Here is a 19,026-nt window from a genome sequence, read left to right as displayed (position 1 = left end):
ATGTTTACAAGATTAAAAAACAACTTTGCAAAAAAAATCATTACTCTTATTGAGAATAATGAAAAAAGAAAGAAACAGGAAAAATGGAACATGTTCACTTCAAAATCTAATGTTAACATTCATTCCAGCTTTTTTCCAAAGGATGCAGAAATTTTCAAAGGTGAAAATAATCAATTGGGAACTATCACAATTGGTGAAAATTTTTTAATCCGAGAATATGGCCGCATTTTAGTTTTCCCAAATGCCAAGCTTCAAATCGGAAAGGGAGTTTTCTTTAATAACTATTGCTCAATTAATTGTTTAGACAATATTGAAATTGGAGATGATACTATTTTCGGTGAAGGCGTAAGACTATATGATCATAATCATTTAATCCATAAGAATGAAAATCTTTCCATAGAAAAAGAAAAATACACAAAAAAACCTATTAAAATTGGTAAAAACTGCTGGATCGGAAGTAATACCGTTATATTAAAAGGTGTTACTATTGGAGACAACTCCATTATTGGGGCAGGATGTGTAATACATCAATCTGTTCCTTCAAACACAATTATGAAAAATAAACAAAATTTAATTTCTTAATCTCTTTAAAATGAATACAAAAAAAATATTATTCATTTCCCACGAAGCCTCTTTATCAGGCGCTCCGATTCTTGTTTTAGATTTAATAAAAAGATTAAAGAAGGAAAAGGAAAACTATATCATTGATGTCTTATTGATCAGAGGCGGAGAATTATATGAAGAATTTGCAAAAGTATCAAACCAGATTGTTGTAGCACATTATCATCTGCAATCCTTCTCATTTCTTAAGAGAAATTTAAAAAGAATTCAGTCCCTTGTTTTCAGGAAAACAGAAACGCAACAAGATAAAATTGATAAAATCACCAATATACTTCTTGAGAACAACTATGATCTGGTTTATGGAAATACAATGGAATCACTAATTTGGGCACTCCCTTTCTACAAAAAGAATATTCCGACAATCGTTGCTATTCATGAGCTGAGTTTTGGAATTGAAAGTACATATTCTAAAGAATTTGTTTTAGAAAATATTTCAAACATCACACAAATCATCGCAGGTTCACAAGCCGTTGCAGACAACCTCATCACTAAGTACAACGCAAACCCTCAAAAAGTCACTGCTGTACATTCTTTTGTTGATACGGCTCTTACCATCCAAAAAGACAAAGACACTTTAAGAAGTGAGTTAAATATTAAAAATAATGAATTAATCATTGGAATTGCAAGTTCTCAGGAATTAAGGAAAGGAACGGACATGGTTCCTATGTTGGTTCAGAAGATAAAACAAAAAACCGATCTCGAGTTTAAATTCATCAATCTCGGTGGTAATTCAAAAAGTCCTGCCGTAAGATGTGCAAAGCTTGATGCAGAAAAGTTAGGAATAGAAAATAGTATGATTTTTATTGATCATAACAAGACCCCTAATGACTATATCAATATTTTTGACATTTTTATTCTGATGTCACGTGAAGACCCTTTCCCTTTGGTAATGCTTACTGCAGCGAAACTTAAAAAGCCCATTATAGCTTTTGAAAAAAGTGGTGGCGCAGTAGAATTTTTAGAAAATGATCATGGGGTTCTTATTCCGTATCTGGATTTGGAGGTGATGGCAGCAAAAGTAGTTACCCTTATGCTCAATTCCAGCTTGCGGGAAACTTATGGAGAAAACATTCACCACAGACTGGAAAATGAATATTCTGATAAAAAACTGGCCGGTAAAATTTTCACTATAATTGATAGCTTACTTTAAAAAATGATTTCCATTATTATCTCCTCCTATCTTCCGAAGTTTTTTTCTGCTCTCGAAAAAAATATAGAGGAAACTATTGGCAGTTCCTACGAACTAATTAAAATTGACAACCCCGGATTAATGGGGATCTGTAAGGCATACAACCAAGGAGCTGAAAAAGCAAAATACGAAAATCTTCTTTTTATACATGAAGATATTCTATTCCATACTCAAGGTTGGGGAGAAAAGCTTAATAAACATTTAAGTAAAGAAAACACAGGAATCATAGGCATTGCAGGATCTTCATATGTCCCTTCTGCTCCTTCAAGCTGGACAGTTTCAGAGAAATATAATTTTGTACATATATTACAAGGGGATAAAAGCAATACAGATTCATTTCTAATCCACTCCACCAAGCGAAACAGAGAAGAGGTTTTTGCTGTAGATGGTGTTTTTATGGCCATTAAAAAAGAAAATTACGCTCAATTCAAATTTAACGAAACCATATTAAAGGGTTTTCATGGCTATGATTTGGACTTCAGCCTCAGAGTGTCAAAAAAACTTCAGAATTATGTGATAGATGATATTCTCATAGAACATTTTTCAAAGGGAAATCGGGATAAACTCTGGCTGGACAATACTATTCTGGTAAGGGAAAACAATCACTTAACTTTCCAAAAAAAATCAGATTCTGAAACTGAAAAAAAGAGTTTCCTTGGTTTTTTATATAACTATTTCACTTATTATCCTATAAATACAAAAAACATAGTATTTACTTTAAAATTTTATCCTAAAAAACTTACTTTTAATGATCATCTGATTATTACAAAGAAGTATTTTAAATATATTAGATACCACAAGAGTATCAACAGAAAGATAAACACAAACACTGAGAACTAAAAATTTATTACTTTCACTATGGTGAAGAAAAAATATAATAGAATATGATTATAGGAACAGGGCTTATTGCCAATTCATTAATGAATATTGATACAAACGATATATTATATTTTGCATCAGGAGTTTCCAACTCTTTGGAAACACGAACATCCGAGTTTGAAAGAGAATTTTCTCTTTTAAAAACGGTATATGAACAAAATAAAGGAAAAAAAATGGTCTATTTCTCCACCTTAAGCATTCTTGACCAATCCAAACAGAAGAGTCTCTACGTCATTCATAAAAAAAAGATTGAGGACTATATAAAGAACAATATTGAGGATTATGTAATTTTAAGAATCGGAAATATTGTGGGTAAAGGCGGAAATCCCAATACCCTTTTTAATTTTCTTAAAACACAGATCGCGAACAAAACTGAATTTACACTCCATACTAAAGCCAGAAGACTGCTTTTGGATATAGAAGATATTTCCAGGTTCTTAGAATCACAATGCTTACATGTTAATAATAAGATTATTAATTTTTCATTTCCGTACAATTTTGATTTAAAAGAAATTATCCGTGCGATTGAAAAAGAGACTTATCAAAAAGCCTGTTATTCAGAAGTAGATGAAGGAGACTTTTATAAAGTAGATTTTGAGGAAGAGATCATCACTTTCTTCTCAGGAATAAGCCCGGAAAATTACCTTGAAACATTAACTCAAAAGTATATTTAAGAATGGCTGTTGTTCATGTAATTATCGTTACTTATAATGCCATGCGATGGGCAGAAAGATGTTTTTCAAGCTTAAAAACCTCTTCAGTACCGATACAATGTATTGTAGTAGACAATGGTTCTACAGATGGTACACAGGAATATATTAAAACTCACTTTCCCGAGGTAGATTTTATACAGTCTCCTCAAAATTTAGGCTTTGGAAAAGCCAATAATCTAGGAATTGAAAAAGCGTACAGGGGAGGAGCAGAATTCTTTTATCTGATGAATCAGGATGCATGGATTTTTCAAGACAGTTTTCAACATCTATTGGATGTATACAACACTTATCCTGACCCAAAAAAAATAGGTATCTTAAGTCCTATGCACCTGGATGGTACGGAAAAGAATCTCGACATTTTTTTTGAAAGGTATCTGGCAAGAAATACCCATGTCAACAGGATCTTCTCAAATACTTTTACCAACACACAACAGGAATATTATGAAATTGACTTTGTAAATGCAGCGCACTGGTTCTTACCCAGAAAGACGATTGAAGAAATTGGAGGTTTTAATCCTTACTTTTTTCATTATTCCGAAGATTATGAATATGTTCAGCGGGTAGCCTATTTTGACAAAAAAATACTGGCATGTACTAAAAGTAAGGTAGTACATGATGGCAGACAAGACTTTAATAAAACAAGCCATATCAATGCCAAAAGGGTACAGAGAGAACAGCGTTACCTGGATCCCCGGCTAGAGTTTAGCAGATCTGTTTTAAAAAAAGACTTCATTCCTGATATCATCAAGCAAACGGTGATGGGAAAATTCTCAGCTGCAATACGTATTTTTAAGGAATACAAGTATCAGAAAAGCAGATTTGAAGAAATCATGAGCTCCCGAGAAACACTTAAAAAGAAACAACATTCTTTTTTAAATATATAATTTACAGATAGTATCTTCGAATAATAATGGAAAATAAAATACCACTGGTTTCTGTAATAATGCTTACCTATAAGCATGCTCCTTATTTGAAACAGGCTATAGAAGGAGTACTTGCACAGAAAACAGACTTCCCGATTGAGTTGATCATTTGTAATGACAATTCACCAGATTATTCTGATGCCATCATTTCAGAGTATGCAGCCCGGTTTCCGGACCTCATCCGGTATTTTAACCATAAAGAAAATATTGGATTTGTAGAAAATCAGAGATTTGCATTCGGCAAGGCACAAGGGAAATACCTCGCCTACTGTGAAGGTGATGATTATTGGACAGATCATGAAAAATTACAGTTTCAGTATGACTTTCTGGAAGCTAATCCGGACTATGTGATGGTTACTGCCAGAAATTTATTATTCCATCAGGATGAAAATAAATTTACAGAGGATGGAAAAGACTATATGTTTAAAAATCAGGAACATATTGATTATACGCAGGACAGTTTTTTTGTACAGCGTCCTACACAAACATTTACCTATCTTGTAAGGAGAAAGTTTGTAGATCTCAAATGGATAGATGTTTACCCAAATTACAGGGATTTATATTATTTTTACCATGCCCTCGAATTTGGAAAAGGCAGAAGTTTCAATACTATTGTTGGAGTATACCGGCTTCACAGCGGAGGTGTTTTCAGTTCTTTGGAAAATGAAAAAAAATTCCGTACTTCAATTAATATTTTTAAAAACATCAAGAAAGTCAATAATGATAACAGAGCGGATCAGCAGATCGTAAAGAATCTGGATGAACTCATTAATAAATATTATTATGAAAAAGAGTTTGCTTCTCCCTTAGTAAACAACAAATTGTATACTGCAATTTTTGAACGTTTTTCAATCTCCAGGGACTGGGGGACTGGCATCAGTCAATTATTAAAAATAATAAAATATACTTTTACAAGATAATTCATTAAAAATTTACAATGCCTAACGTCTATATTATTATTGTTACTTACAATGCCATGAAGTGGGCCGAAAGATGTTTTACAAGTTTAAAACAGTCTTCTGTTCCTGTGCAATGTATAATTATTGATAATGGGTCCACAGATGGTACACAGGAATATATAAAAAACCACTTTCCTGAAGCTGATTTTATTCAAGCGGACAGTAATCTGGGCTTTGGAAAGGCCAATAATATAGGTATTGAAAAAGCCTACCAAAAAGGTGCAGATTTTTTTTATCTGATGAACCAGGATGCATGGCTTTATCAGGACAGTATGGAAAAAATGCTAGATATTTATAACCATCACCCTAACAAGGACGAGATTGGGATTATCAGCCCTTTCCATATAGATGGTTCAGAAAAATATCTGGATATTTTTTTAGACCAGTATATCGCTAAGAATTATGAAAAAACCAGGCTGATTTCTGACCTTTATTTTCAGACCCTGAAGCCTTTTTATGAAATCAAATTTGTGAATGCCGCCCATTGGCTGCTGCCCAAAAAAACAATAGAGACAGTAGGTGGTTTTAATCCTTATTTTTTCCATTATGGAGAAGATGATGAGTACGTGAACCGTATTCATTTTCACCAGAAGAAAGTATTACTTGTCCCCGGCAGTAAGGTGGTGCATGACGGTGTTCAGTCACTTCATAAAATAGACTTCACAAAGTATGAAGACGTCCGTATTGAAGTCAATATTATGAATCCGAATCTTCCCAATGCTCTTGAACTTGAAAAAAAAGCCCTTAAGCAAAGCATGTTTAAAAATATAATGACGGGCAATATTAGTAAGTATAAACAGCTTTCAAAGAAATATAAAAAAATATCCAGAGACGGGGAAACATTAACAGATTTACGAAATCAGCTGAGTCAGAAAGGTCCTACTTTTCTTAATCTGTCGTAAATTAGCCAATACAAAAAAATGAAAATTAATGATGAAAAATAAAAATCTATGTGTGGAATAGCGGGAATTATAAGCAGTAATGCCAGAAATTATCAGGAAGAAATCAAAAAAATGACAGATTCCCTGATACACCGAGGTCCTGATTCTTCGCATTATGAATTTTATGACAATGCAGCATTAGGCCATCGCAGACTTTCCATTATAGATTTATCTGAAAATGGAAAGCAGCCCATGTTCTCCAATACTAAAGAAGAATGTATTGTTCTCAATGGTGAAATCTACGGATATCAGGATATTAAAAAGCAATATGCCGAATATCCTTACCATGGAGAATCTGATACAGAAGTTATCCTTGCTATGTATCAGAGGAAGCAGGAAAACCTGATCCACGAGCTTCCGGGAATGTTCGCATTTGCGATCTGGGATAATCAGAAAAAACAATTATTCTGTGCCAGAGACCGTTTTGGAGAAAAACCTTTTTATTATGCTATTGGGAACAATAACGAGTTTATTTTTGCATCGGAAATCAAAGCTATCCTGGCCTCTGGTCTTATTCAACCCAAAGTAAGCTCTGATGCCCTCTCCCATTATCTTCAATATGGATATGTAAGTACATACCAAAGTATTTACAGTAATATATACACCCTGCCTCCTGCCCATCAGCTGATCTGGAAAGAAGGTAAAATTAGTGTATCACGCTATTACAGTTTACCGGCAAAAGACAGAATGATCAGTCTTTCTGATGCTAAAGACGAATTTTTGCATCTCCTCAAAAATGCAGTAAAAAAACAGCTTATTGCAGATGTAGAAGTAGGTAGTTTTTTAAGCGGAGGGTTGGATTCTTCATCCATTGTTGCATTGGTAGATGAATTTTTACCTCAGCAGACCACCATCAGTTTTGGATATGACCATAAAGATAATGAGCTAAAATATGCTAAAGAAATTGCAGATAAATATAAAACCAACCATATAGAGGTTCATGAGAAAAAAGAAGATCTTGTCACTTCTCTTTTAAAGATCACTCCTTTTTTTGATGAGCCCTTTGCAGATGCTTCCTTTATCCCACATTATGAGATATGTAAAGCAGCTAAGAAAAACCTTACTGTAGTGTTATCCGGAGATGTAGGAGATGAACTTTTTGGCGGTTATCATTTTTATACCGTTGAAAACAAGATGAAACAGCATTTCAGCTATAAAAATATAATGGCTCAATTTGGATTAAAATTATATCAAAAGCTAAGAACCACTTCTTTTATTACTCAAAAAAATATACAATATGATTCTATTCTGGATTTCCATTTGAATGCTGTAAGAAATGACTTTAATAAGAAAGAAAGGAAGCACCTCGGTATTTCTTCCGACTACCTCCAGCCTTACAGCTTCACACCGGATACGGACTCACTCAATGATATTATGAGAACCGATCTTGAGAACTATGTTCCGGCTAATATGATGGTAAAATCTGACAGGATGGCTATGGCCAATTCACTGGAAGTAAGGACTCCGTTTCTTGATCTGGATTTTGCAGAATTCTGCATACAGCTACCCGATCAGTTGAAATTAAGCAATACCAATGACAAGATTATTCTTCGGGAAGCGATGGGATCATATTGGACCGAAACCATCAGGAAGCGTCATAAACAGGGATTTGGATTGGGAGTAAAGAACTGGTTTACCGAAGAAAACCTCATGAATTTCTCCAATGACATGCTGAAAAACCCCAATCATAAAGTATTTAATTTTATTGATTTTAAAGCCACTCAAAGCTATCTGAATAAAGATGAAAAACATTGGAATCTTTTGCAACTTGCCCTTTGGGCAGATAATAACCAATCTGTACTGTAATGCTTGATATTTCTGTAATCATCCCTGTATATAATGCTGCTGAATTTTTAGAAAAATCAGTAATCTCTGCGTTACAATTTGAAGAAGTTAAAGAAGTTATTTTAGTCGAAGATAAATCAACCGATCATTCCCTGAAAGTCTGTAAACGATTAGCAGGAGAACATTCAAAGGTTAAGCTTTTTCAGCATCCTGACCAGGAAAATCATGGAGCTGCAGCTTCAAGGAATCTGGGAATTGAAAAAGCAACCGGAAGTTTTATTACATTTTTAGATGCAGATGACTATTATCTTCCAAACAGGTTCGATGCAGAGAACACCCTCTTTAATGATCCAAAAGTAGACGGAGTATTCAATGCTGTGGGTATTGAATACCTGACTGAAAAAGGAAAAGAAGAGTTTCAGTCTAAATTTAGCGACAATACACTTACTACAGTCAATTATCCTGCTGAGGGAAAAGAAGTTTTCAGGGGACTCTTAGGCTTTACACCGAAAACTTTCGGTACATTTTTTCACCTGAATGCATTGACTGTAAGAAAATCTGCCCTTGAGAAGCATTCTTTAAACTTTAATAAGGTTCTGCGTGTGCATCAGGATTCTGATTTTATCATTAAGCTGGCTTATCACTGTTATTTAAAGTCCGGGATTATAGATCAGGCTGTAGCGATGAGAGGTATACATGATGACAACAGAATTACAAAAATCATAAGGTATTCCCCTCAATACAATCAAAGGCAATATCTTTTCTGGAACTCTTTGTACGAATGGTCTAAGCCATTATCTTTAGAACCGGATTATGCCCAGCATATCTACCTTCAGAAAAAAGCATTTGAGCTTTCTGCAAAAAAAGGACTTTCAAAAATGACGAGCCTATTGGCCACTATTCTTAAAAATCCCAATATATTGCGGACAAAATACAGGTTCACCTATTCTCATTGATGAAATTCAACCTCCAATAAGTCCTGGGTAACATCAGTATTCTACCGAAAGGATAACTTACACCTAAAAACTTAAAGCCTCTATTAATTTTTTTAGAGGTTTTCTTTTTTAATATCCAATGTATATTAAAAAATATCTCATACAACCAATTTACCTTGCTTATATGGTATAAAATGATGTTTTAATCTTTATTATATTCAAAAAAATAAGTATTTCACTGTTTCACAAGGTTAAGAATTGTAAAACTAGAATTAAAAGCTTAAATTTCGTACTTGAAATGACAGTGTAAAAAACACAATTAATTTATTATAAAAAGGTGAAATGAAGATTTCAGTAGTTATTCCCGTCTATAATGCCGAAAATTATGTCCTTCAGGCAGTGGAATCTGCTCTTCAGTTTGATGAAGTTTATGAGGTAATTCTCGTTGAAGACCAGTCTCCGGACAATGCACTGCAGGTATGTAAGCAGATTGCTGAAAAATATGATAAAGTACAGCTTTATCAGCATCCGGATAAGAAAAATCACGGAGCAGGCCCAAGTAGGAATTTAGGCATAGAAAAATCAACGGGAGACTTTATTGCTTTTTTAGATGCAGATGATTATTTTCTGCCTAATCGGTTTGATGCGGAAAAGGAACTTTTTAAAAATCCGGAAGTAGATGGAGTATATGGAGCACTTGGTGTCCATTATTATACTGAAAAAGCAAAAGAACAATACTACAGTTTATTTGGAGACAGGCTTACCACCGTCTATAAAAGATACGATACCTACCATATCTTTCTGGGACAGCTGCACATGCTTGGAAGCTTTGGATTGTTCAGTATTGACACCCTGACAGTTCGCAGAGAGGCATTAACGAAAAAGATGAATCCTTTATTCAAACCTCATCTGAGAATGCATGAAGACACCGAATTTCTGCTTCGTCTGTCTTATTATCTTAATCTATATCCCGGAATTATTGATAGCGCAATAGCAATGAGAGGGGTACACGAAAATAACAGAATAACAAAAATAGATTCCCGTGCAATAAATCCCGCTATATCACGGACAGTGCTTTGGAAGGAGATAAAAACATGGTCACAAACTGAGGGTGATATTTCCGAAGATATCAAACTTCACATAGAAAGAATGCACCGCAGCTTCGAAATTGCAAAAGCCCCGGCTTTCAAAAAATGGGGAATGATTATCAAATACCTGTTTACAGATTATAAAAGTATAAGATCCGGTCTCTATAATATTAACTTTAGGCATTCACTGATCTGATTGGTGATCCTGCTATGTTTATTCTATTTTACAGAGCTGTATTTCCACTTTTTTAATTAATTTTTAAGCCACAAGTCTTTATATTTGATTATCTTGCATCACACAAATGATCAAAAAAATTCAGTTAGCAAAAAATGAAAATTTCTGTAATAATTCCAGTTTATAATGCCGAAAAATTTGTTTTCCAGGCAGTAGAATCAGCCCTTCAGTTTGATGAGGTCTATGAAGTTATTCTGATTGAGGACAAATCTCCAGACAATGCACTACAGGTATGCAAACAACTTATTGAAAAAGACAACAGGATAAAACTTTATCAGCATCCTGACAAAGGGAATCACGGTGCCGGCCCTACCCGGAATCTGGGAATACAAAAAGCTACCGGAGATTTTATTGCATTTCTGGATGCAGATGATTATTTTCTTCCCAACAGATTTGATGCTGAAAAAGAACTTTTTAAAGATCCAAAAGTAGAAGGTGTATACGGAGCACTTGGCGTCCATTATTATACTGAAAAAGCAAAAGAACAGTACTATTCCGTATTTGGAGACAGACTGACTACCGTGCATAAGAAACATAGTCCAAAAGAAGTTTTTCCGGGACAAATCTATATGCTTGGAAGCTTTGGACTGTTCAGTATTGATACTTTAACGATACGAAGAGATTCTCTGCTAAAAAAAATGAGTACTTTATTTAAAGCCAGTTTAAGGCTCCATCAGGATTCGGAATTTTTATTCCGTCTTTCCTATTATCTTGATCTGTATCCCGGTATTTTAGATAAAGCTATAGCGATGAGAGGTGTACATGAAAATAACCGGATTACTCAGGTAGATTCGAAAAAAATCAATCCGGCTACTACCAGGGTTCTTTTATGGCAGGAAGTTGACAATTGGGCTAAAAATGAAGAAACAATACCAGATCATATCAAACTGCATATCAACAGAATGTACAGAAGTTTCCGGATCGCAACAACTGCTGCTCCTCAAAAATGGGGAGTTATCCTAAAACATTTGATCTCAGATTACCCGAGTATACGTTCGGGGATTTACAATATTAATTTCAGAAAAAATTTATTTTAGCGTTTCCCTACTTTGATAGAGTCTGCTATTCTGGAAGTAAAAACCTTACTTGAATTCCGGTACATATGGTTTCCGTCAGTATATATATACGTTTCGCTTGCCTCTGAAAAATCAAAAAATTTCACATTCTGTTTTCGTGAAACATCCTGTAATAGCTTGCTGAAATGGGGGAACTTTTTATTTTCAATGGCCATAATGCCTTTAGAAGCAGGGATCCGAACCAGATACACCGTTCCTTTAGTTCTTAAATAGTTAATGATCTCATCAAAAGCTTTGAGCCGTTCCTGCGACAACTCGGCCTGTTGGGCTAAAGCCTTATAGAACACTTCTTTTTTGGTAGTTCTGGCAGCCACAGAATCTTTATGCATATTCACATTAATTTCCATCCATCCGTCTTCATGAAGAAATGAACTGGATTTCCCAACTGCATCTGCTCTTTCCGCGTATATTTTGAACCAGCTTCTTGTATAGTGTTTTAGCAGGTATTCATAATTTGGAGACCTGTCATAAGTGTACACATCATTCAGTGGTGAGTGTTCTTCCGGAAAATCTTTGACATTTTTAGTGTTTTTATCCAAGGATAAAGTCCATGGACTTACTGTCAGAATGAAAATTCCATTTTTTGTTTCAGGATCTAATTTTCTTTTTAATGCTTTAAAATAGATCTGCCCATAAGGTGACTCAACAACATTGAGCGAAAAATTATCAAATTCCCTTGAAAGTTTCTTTTTTAAAACACTGGGTACAACTGCCTGTGATCCCCGGGAATCCCCCAAAATGATATTCTGTGGCTTTTTAACCGCAAAATGCATATAGTTATCATCTGTATTTCCGTCAGCATAACTTCCAAGTACAGCAAATACCGTTGCTACTGCCAGAAAATAAGATCCTATTTTTATTAAAAACTTCTTCATGCTAAAACTGAAAATAAATAAATTCATTATTCCCGAAATTGGCATAACGGAGAATGATATAAATAATAACCATATAAAAAAGACGTCTCATCCATGGATTGAATCTTCTTATTTCCAAACCATGAAACTTTTCTCTATTGATCCACTCTACCAAAAGCATAAACCCAATCAGTGCCAGTATTTTTACAGGTAATGGATGTGGTAAAGTAAAAATTCCGGTACTGCAGATTCTCTTTATATAATCTAAAGCCTGGGCTACAGATTCTGCTCTGAAAAAAATCCACGCAAAGCAAGCCGCTAAAAAAGTAATAAAGATCTGAAAACATTCCTTAAAGGAGGGTAATACCTTCCCCTGTGCTGCCACTCCAATATTCTGACGATTTTTATTCATTATCAGAAGAGGCATAAAATACAGCGCATTAAGTCCTCCCCAAATAATAAACGTCCAGTTGGCACCATGCCAGAACCCGGAAACAAGGAAAATAATAAATGTATTTCTGATCTTCATAGAAAGCCCTCCTTTACTGCCTCCTAAAGGAATATAAAGATAATCCCTGAACCATGAAGAAAGCGAAATATGCCATCTCCTCCAAAATTCAGCAATATCTCTTGAGAAATAGGGAAATGCAAAGTTTTTCAGGAGCTCTATTCCAAACAGTCTGGAAACCCCTAATGCGATATCCGAATATCCGGAAAAATCACCATAGATCTGGAATGCAAATAATACAGCTCCTATTACTAAATTTCCAGGGCTTTCCGTCTGATAGTTTGTAAAGATCTCATTTACTAAAGGAGCACAGTTATCTGCAATGACCATTTTTTTGAAGAACCCCCAAAGTATCTGACGCATGCCATCTACAGCCTGCTCATAATTGAATGTTCTTTTTTTCTGTATCTGAGGTAATAGATGGGTAGCCCTTTCTATTGGGCCTGCTACAAGAAGAGGAAAGTAGCTTACAAATACGGCATAATCTGTAAAGTTACGTTCAGCTTTAATCCTTTTTTTATACACATCTATGACATAAGAAAGACCATGGAATGTATAGAATGAAATACCTACCGGAAGGATAATTGTAAGAAGCCAGATATTCGCTTTGAACCCAAATCCACCAAGAAGTTCGGCAAAGCTTCCAACAAAAAAGTTATAGTATTTAAAAAAGCCCAGAAAGCCGAGATTGATGGCAATACTTAATGTAAGCCAAAATGTGGCTTCCCGCTTATTTTTACTGTTCTCAATCTTAATACCTGAAAGATAATCCAAACCAATAGAAAACAGTAGCAAAAAGAGAAATCTCCAGTCCCAGCATGCATAAAAATAAAAACTGGCCAACAGCAACAGCCTGTTTTGATGCTGAAATTTTTTATTGAAAACAAACCAATAAAGACAGAATACGATTGGTAAAAAGATAAGAAACCCTATTGAATTAAATAACATATTGCCTTTTTAGAAGTTATTGATATTTAAATACCTCCCATAAAGCAATAAACCATCTATTTCGATATTGTTTTTTGGGGGGAACATTTTTTATTTTGATCATTATGAGCGTTTTAAGTTAGATAAAAATACATATCCTCAGCTCAATTTTATTTTTTTAAGATAATCCCTGAGCGGCTTTTCAATAAACTGATAAAATAAAGCAGAAGTAATAATAAGAGTACCCATATAAATCCAGAATATATTGTCAATTCCAAGATTATATGGTTCCAGAATCTCCCTTAAGATATATAAAATAGGGATATGTGTTATATAAACAGCATAGCTTGCTTCTCCTAAATATTCTAACGGTTTTAATGAAAATATTCTGGTCAGTGTTCCGTTATTCTTCGATATCAAAACAATAAGCGGAATAAACAGCAGCGCCATCAGGCCGTTATGATAGAAAAGAGGTACAAAGATCAACGCCAATAGTATTAATAGGAAAATTACAATGACAGGAACATCGTAATTTTTCTGCTTATGATTTTTCACAAAAAACAGCCCTGCCAGGTTTCCTACAAGAAATTCATTAATATGCATCAGTGGGAAATAATACAGCAGTTCGTGACTCTCTGTATGAGGTCCTTCATAATATTGGGACCCAGCATAAAGACTACAAATTACCTGCGTTACAATCCAGATAATAATGGTAATCACCCAGATGCTTTTATTTCCTTTAGAATAAAAATGATTATAGAGTAACGGGAAAAGCAGATAAAACAAAAATTCAACAGAGATAGACCAGCCCGGGAAATTAAGAACCATAGCCTCTCCTGGAATCCAGCTCTGAAGACCCAACAAGTATAAAAAAGCTTTATAAAAACTAAACCCTGAATACCGGGTGATCAGATATAGCAAAAGCCCCAATACATACAATGGATAGATCCTGGCAAACCGATTTTTGTAATAATCAAAATACTTGATCCTGTCTTTCTTATGATAGGCTACGATCATGATAAAGCCGGAAAGAATAAAAAAATAGCTTACTCCTACATTCGCTTTCAGAAAAATATTAGAAATGTAATCTATTTTGTATAGAAACATATCTTTATTGAAGTGGGAAATGACAATAGCCATAGCCGCAAGAAACCGGGTAAATGTAATCTGGGTTATCTTCATAAAAACGGCCAAACAGTCATATTATACATTGTATTTAATGTCCTTTATCCAGAAACCTTTATTTTATTACTGTAAAGTATAGTCATGAATTATTTTCGTTGAATAAACTTATTACAATCCGCTCACCATCTTATAAAAAAAGGAACAAACTGTTTTATTATAAAGCTTATTTAATAAAAACACCAATATATTTTCCTTCGTATTCTACTACTGTACTTTCAATATTATTTTTTTCACAAAAATCCTGATACGCAGAGTTATCACCAATATCATCGCTGATGAAGACTCCTCCTTCTCTCAAATGCTTATAAAGCTCATCGTAAGCCCACATCCTGCCATTATAACTTTTATCAGAATCATAATGGAGAACATCAAAAACTTTATTTTCTGAGAAAATCCTGGGTAAGGACTCTTTGTCTGCAAAACGGAATAATTTCCAACCTCCTTTAAGGTTTTCCGGAACTACATATCCTACATATTGATCACCATCCTGTGCCAGGTAAGGCATATCCGAACTGTAGAGTGTTCCGTTTCTTTTTACCAGTGATAAAAGCGTTGCCAATGAAGACCACCCATAGGCAACTCCAGTTTCCACTACATGCTGAGCTTTGGTAAACTCACAGGCATAGTAGATAAGCTCTAACGCTCCGGGGCCTCCCATTTTTACAGGACATCCCCTTTCTTTTTCTGCTGCTGTAGCTAAAACTTCCTGATAATTGTTACGGAAAGCATCTATTTCAAGCCCAAAAAGCTTAGAAACGGCTTCTTTCTGTGATACTGCTCTTGCAGCGGCCCAGGAATTGGTTTTATCTTTTCCTTTAAAGGCATTGCCCCTGTTGACAGTATTTTTAATAATCTTCCGGCCTAACTCCGGATAAAGATCAGGTCTTTTTAAATACCCGATAAATGTTTTGAGAACTCTAGTTACTTCACTCACTGTGTTGCCTTTAATTGAAGCAAAAATAAAGATTTTTTTTCATTTATCTAAAAACAGGCTATATTTGTGTAACTCAAAGTGAAAAAAAAATTACAATATGCTTTACAATTTTTTTGAAAAAATTCAAAGAAAAAAACAACTGTCTTCTTTAAAAAAGCACCCTAATGTATTTTCTCAGAATATAAGAATTGGTGTAGGCAATCATTTTGTCCTGGATAGAAACCTGAAAAAAGTAAATATTGGCCATTCAGCAGATTTCAGGAACTACATTTCTATTCTTGTTTTAGAAAACGCCTCTTTAGAGATAGGAACTGATTTTTTTATGAATAACTTCTGTTCAATTAATTGTATGGAACACATCTCTATTGGTAGCCATACGTTATTTGGAGAGAATGTAAAGCTTTATGATCATAACCATTGTTATGAAACCTCGCCTGAATTTAAAGTATATTCATCAAAGTTTAATAAAGCTCCCATAAAAATAGGCAGTAATTGCTGGCTTGGAAGTAACGTAACAGTTCTTAAAGGAGTAACCATAGGTGATAATTGTATTATAGGCGCCGGATGTACTATTTATCAGGATATCCCTCCGAATACAAGGGTTATCAATAAGCAGGAGCTAATTTTCGATTCACTTTAATCACGGATGAATTTTTTTTCCTGATAGAATAGCATGAAGCGGAGAAACCACAAAGCTATCAATGGTAAAAAATTCCGGAATACTTCCAATCATGAGATTTTCGCACTTTTGCAAATACCAACATGGATATATAGGAAAGAAAAAAACTCCATTACTTTACATAAATTTTTAAGATAATGTCAGAAAACAAGAAAATACAGGTTCTTTTCAGACACCGCTCTATGGAAATGGGAGGGGTAGAAAAAGTGGTACTGAGCATGCTCAACAATCTGAATCCTGATAAATTTGAATTAACTATATGCCTAAACATGAATCAGGGAGAACTTCGAAATGAAATCCCGGGTCATGTAAAAAAGATCTACCTTACTGAAGGCAAAGAGAGTTTTTCCAAAAACCCTTTCATCAATAAACTTCAGCTGGCCCGCAGAAGACTAAAACTGATAAGAATATTAAAAAATCCAAGAATTGCTGACCGTATCTTAGGAAATAAAAAGTTTGATATAGAGATCTCTCCCTCTTATGCTACATTCTCATCTGTAAACAATTCAAGCAATAAACATTCAAAAAAAATAGGCTGGTTTCACTCCGAGATCAATTTACCTGCCCTACAGCCAGTAGTTCCGGAGATCATAGACAACTTTCAAAAGTTTGACCATATGATCTATTGCTCGCAAAGGATCAAAGAAATGATGCATCTGTATTATCCGGATTTAAAATATCCTGCAGAAAGTGTTGTCATTAATGCAATTCCTATCGAAGAAATTAAAAAAAAGGCAGAAGAGAAATTAGAAGACTTCCCTCAGGGACCTGTTTTTGTTTCCGTAGGCAGACTTCATCACAGAAAAGGGTATCACAAACTTATTGATGCTCATAAAAGATTGATAGAGGAAGGTTTCCAACACAGTATCTTAATCCTTGGAAATGGAGAAGAAATGGAAAACCTGAAAGAACAGATCAACACCAATAATGTTCAGGATACGTTTATTTTATGTGGCAATAAAATGAATCCCTATCCTTACATTAAGAAGGCAGATTATTTTATTCTTCCTTCCGAATCTGAAGCATGGCCACTTGTAATTGCTGAAGCATTGATTCTTCAAAAACCAATTATTGCAACGGATACCGGCGATGTTGGAATCATGATTAAGGACCGCGAAACAGGATATCTAATCAAATACGAAACCAACGAAATGTATGAAGCTATGAAAAAGTTCCTTTCTGATCCGGAATTGATCTCCAACATCAGAAAGAACCTTCTTACCATCGAAGATCAGTTTGATAATCAAAAAATCTTCAATGCCGTTGAGCAGATCCTTGAGAATCTTTATCAACAAAAACAAAGTGAATGATGATAATTAAATAATCATCATTCATCTTCAAAGTTTTCCAACCCAATAATATTCATCAGATCAGATACCGTTTCCATATTTTTAAACTGATCCGGATCAAGCTGTTGATTAAAGTTTTCATCTACAAAAGCAATGACAGAGAGTAAACTTATGGAATCATAGTTTTCCAGATCCTTTAACTTAGTGTCCCGGTTCAGCATTTGTTTTTCTTCTAGTTCCTCTTGTAACTTTTCTAAAAAAACGGAAGTTTTCATATATTTTAAATTTTATGATTTGAAAATTAAAAGTCCATTATAGTGGCTCCCCAGGAATATCCTACTCCAAAACCAGCCAATAAAATCTTATTTCCTCTTTTCAACAGGCCTTTATCCAGCATATTTTTCAGTGCAATTGGAATGGTTGCAGAGACTGTATTCCCCGTTGTCTCCATATCAATATAGAATTTTTCGGTTGGAATTTTCATTTTTCGTCTCAAATAATTCAGCATAAAAGAATTAGCCTGATGAAAAACAAAATAATCAATATCATCCATGGTAAGCCCATTTTCATCCATGGTCTCTTTAATCAATCCCGGGATTTTTTCTATGGTAAAATTAAAAATCTCAGGTCCGTTCATATAAAGATTCTCAGGATCAAATTCATGATTTGGGTTTAGTGTAAAATCTGTTTTGAAACCTCCCTTTTTTACGATTAGGTTTTCAGCTCCACTGCCATCAGTTCCCAAACAAAATTTATAATCGCCTACATTGGTATCTTTTTCAATAATTACTGAAGCAGAGGCATCTCCGAATATACAACGGTTTCCTTTATCTTTAGGATTGATATGCTTGGTATATGTTTCAGAAGTGACCAACAATACGCTTTTAGCAATTCCGGCGGCTATTAAACCTTTGGCAAATGCCAGGCCATAGACAAATCCTGAGCATCCCAAATTAAAATCCATGGCTCCTATATTTTTTCTCAGTCCAAGCTTATCCTGCAAAATACAGGCGGTGGTTGGAAGGAAATAATCCGGACTTTGGGTACAGAAAAGAATAAAGTCTATTTTACTTTTATCATAGTTCTCAAAAACCTTTTCTGATGATTGTATAGCCAGATCCAGGACGGTTTCATTTTCTGAAGAAATATGACGCTGTACGATCCCTACTTTTTCCCGGATTCTTTCAGAGCTCCATTCCGGGAACTCCTTTTCCAAATCCATGTTGGTAAGGACCAATTCAGGCAAATAATATTCTATTTTAGAAATTCTTATCATATAAATTCTTTTCTTTGTATGAGAAAAACA

General features: G+C 34.5%; 19 protein-coding genes. 13 read left to right on the top strand and 6 right to left on the bottom strand.

Translation table 11 applies throughout. The features are described from left to right. From MP478_RS13080 to MP478_RS13030, 11 genes are all read left to right on the top strand, one after another. Positions 1 to 582: a DapH/DapD/GlmU-related protein gene (locus MP478_RS13080; protein ID WP_257200697.1), complete on the top strand. Its 582-nt coding sequence runs from the start codon at positions 1 to 3 to the stop codon at positions 580 to 582. A gap of 10 nt (positions 583 to 592) precedes the next feature. Beyond that, a complete protein-coding gene (locus tag MP478_RS13075) occupies positions 593 to 1,771 on the top strand; it encodes a glycosyltransferase family 4 protein (RefSeq protein ID WP_257200696.1) in 1,179 nt (392 codons plus the stop codon). A gap of 3 nt (positions 1,772 to 1,774) precedes the next feature. Next, positions 1,775 to 2,650, top strand: a complete 876-nt coding sequence (locus MP478_RS13070) for a glycosyltransferase family protein (protein ID WP_257200695.1) — start codon at positions 1,775 to 1,777, stop codon at positions 2,648 to 2,650. Between the two features lie 44 nt (positions 2,651 to 2,694). Further along, positions 2,695 to 3,363, top strand: a complete 669-nt coding sequence (locus tag MP478_RS13065; protein WP_257200694.1) for a hypothetical protein — start codon at positions 2,695 to 2,697, stop codon at positions 3,361 to 3,363. 2 nt (positions 3,364 to 3,365) lie between these two features. Then, positions 3,366 to 4,286: a glycosyltransferase family 2 protein gene (locus MP478_RS13060; protein WP_257200693.1), complete on the top strand. Its 921-nt coding sequence runs from the start codon at positions 3,366 to 3,368 to the stop codon at positions 4,284 to 4,286. A 26-nt stretch (positions 4,287 to 4,312) separates the two neighbouring features. Then, the gene (locus MP478_RS13055) at positions 4,313 to 5,245 is read left to right on the top strand and encodes a glycosyltransferase (RefSeq protein ID WP_257200692.1); all 933 of its coding nucleotides are present in this window, start codon (positions 4,313 to 4,315) and stop codon (positions 5,243 to 5,245) included. A gap of 17 nt (positions 5,246 to 5,262) precedes the next feature. Then, a complete protein-coding gene (locus MP478_RS13050) occupies positions 5,263 to 6,186 on the top strand; it encodes a glycosyltransferase family 2 protein (protein WP_257200691.1) in 924 nt (307 codons plus the stop codon). 48 nt (positions 6,187 to 6,234) lie between these two features. Further along, the gene (asnB, locus tag MP478_RS13045) at positions 6,235 to 8,031 is read left to right on the top strand and encodes an asparagine synthase (glutamine-hydrolyzing) (RefSeq protein ID WP_230033902.1); all 1,797 of its coding nucleotides are present in this window, start codon (positions 6,235 to 6,237) and stop codon (positions 8,029 to 8,031) included. Further along, positions 8,031 to 8,966: a glycosyltransferase family 2 protein gene (locus tag MP478_RS13040; RefSeq protein WP_257200690.1), complete on the top strand. Its 936-nt coding sequence runs from the start codon at positions 8,031 to 8,033 to the stop codon at positions 8,964 to 8,966. Before asnB ends, MP478_RS13040 begins: the two co-directional genes overlap by 1 nt. 321 nt (positions 8,967 to 9,287) lie before the next feature. Continuing rightward, positions 9,288 to 10,229 carry a glycosyltransferase family 2 protein gene (locus tag MP478_RS13035; protein ID WP_257200689.1) on the top strand — a complete coding sequence of 314 codons (942 nt, stop codon included), beginning with the start codon at positions 9,288 to 9,290 and terminating at the stop codon, positions 10,227 to 10,229. A gap of 134 nt (positions 10,230 to 10,363) precedes the next feature. Continuing rightward, positions 10,364 to 11,305: a glycosyltransferase family 2 protein gene (locus MP478_RS13030; protein ID WP_257191148.1), complete on the top strand. Its 942-nt coding sequence runs from the start codon at positions 10,364 to 10,366 to the stop codon at positions 11,303 to 11,305. Here the strand turns inward: MP478_RS13030 and MP478_RS13025 are convergent. From MP478_RS13025 to MP478_RS22590, 4 genes are all read right to left on the bottom strand, one after another. Further along, the gene (locus MP478_RS13025) at positions 11,302 to 12,219 is read right to left on the bottom strand and encodes a hypothetical protein (protein ID WP_257200688.1); all 918 of its coding nucleotides are present in this window, start codon (positions 12,217 to 12,219) and stop codon (positions 11,302 to 11,304) included. The genes MP478_RS13030 and MP478_RS13025 overlap by 4 nt on opposite strands. Before the next feature lies 1 nt (position 12,220). Beyond that, complete coding sequence (locus tag MP478_RS13020) at positions 12,221 to 13,654, bottom strand: MBOAT family protein (protein WP_257200687.1); 1,434 nt, start codon at positions 13,652 to 13,654, stop codon at positions 12,221 to 12,223. 138 nt (positions 13,655 to 13,792) lie between these two features. Beyond that, positions 13,793 to 14,815 carry an acyltransferase gene (locus MP478_RS13015; RefSeq protein WP_257200686.1) on the bottom strand — a complete coding sequence of 341 codons (1,023 nt, stop codon included), beginning with the start codon at positions 14,813 to 14,815 and terminating at the stop codon, positions 13,793 to 13,795. Positions 14,816 to 14,981: 166 nt separating this feature from the next. Further along, a complete protein-coding gene (locus MP478_RS22590; protein WP_257200685.1) occupies positions 14,982 to 15,752 on the bottom strand; it encodes a class I SAM-dependent methyltransferase in 771 nt (256 codons plus the stop codon). A gap of 97 nt (positions 15,753 to 15,849) precedes the next feature. On the opposite strand from MP478_RS22590, the gene MP478_RS13005 reads away from it, so the two are divergent. After that, entirely contained in the window at positions 15,850 to 16,392 is a 543-nt protein-coding gene (locus MP478_RS13005; RefSeq protein ID WP_257191143.1) for an acyltransferase, read from the top strand. Positions 16,393 to 16,568: 176 nt separating this feature from the next. Further along, entirely contained in the window at positions 16,569 to 17,741 is a 1,173-nt protein-coding gene (locus tag MP478_RS13000; protein WP_257200684.1) for a glycosyltransferase, read from the top strand. Between the two features lie 17 nt (positions 17,742 to 17,758). Here MP478_RS13000 and MP478_RS12995 read toward each other — a convergent pair whose 3' ends face one another. Continuing rightward, positions 17,759 to 17,995, bottom strand: coding sequence for a phosphopantetheine-binding protein (locus MP478_RS12995; protein ID WP_230033886.1), 237 nt, complete (start codon positions 17,993 to 17,995; stop codon positions 17,759 to 17,761). A 26-nt stretch (positions 17,996 to 18,021) separates the two neighbouring features. Further along, the gene (locus MP478_RS12990; RefSeq protein WP_230033884.1) at positions 18,022 to 18,996 is read right to left on the bottom strand and encodes a 3-oxoacyl-ACP synthase III family protein; all 975 of its coding nucleotides are present in this window, start codon (positions 18,994 to 18,996) and stop codon (positions 18,022 to 18,024) included. Positions 18,997 to 19,026 lie beyond the last annotated feature (30 nt).

Source organism: Chryseobacterium sp. WG14 (genome assembly GCF_024586945.1).
Classification (GTDB): Bacteria; Bacteroidota; Bacteroidia; order Flavobacteriales; family Weeksellaceae; genus Chryseobacterium.
Note: the sequence above shows the minus strand (reverse complement) of the source record. Positions and strands in the feature narration are given on the sequence as shown.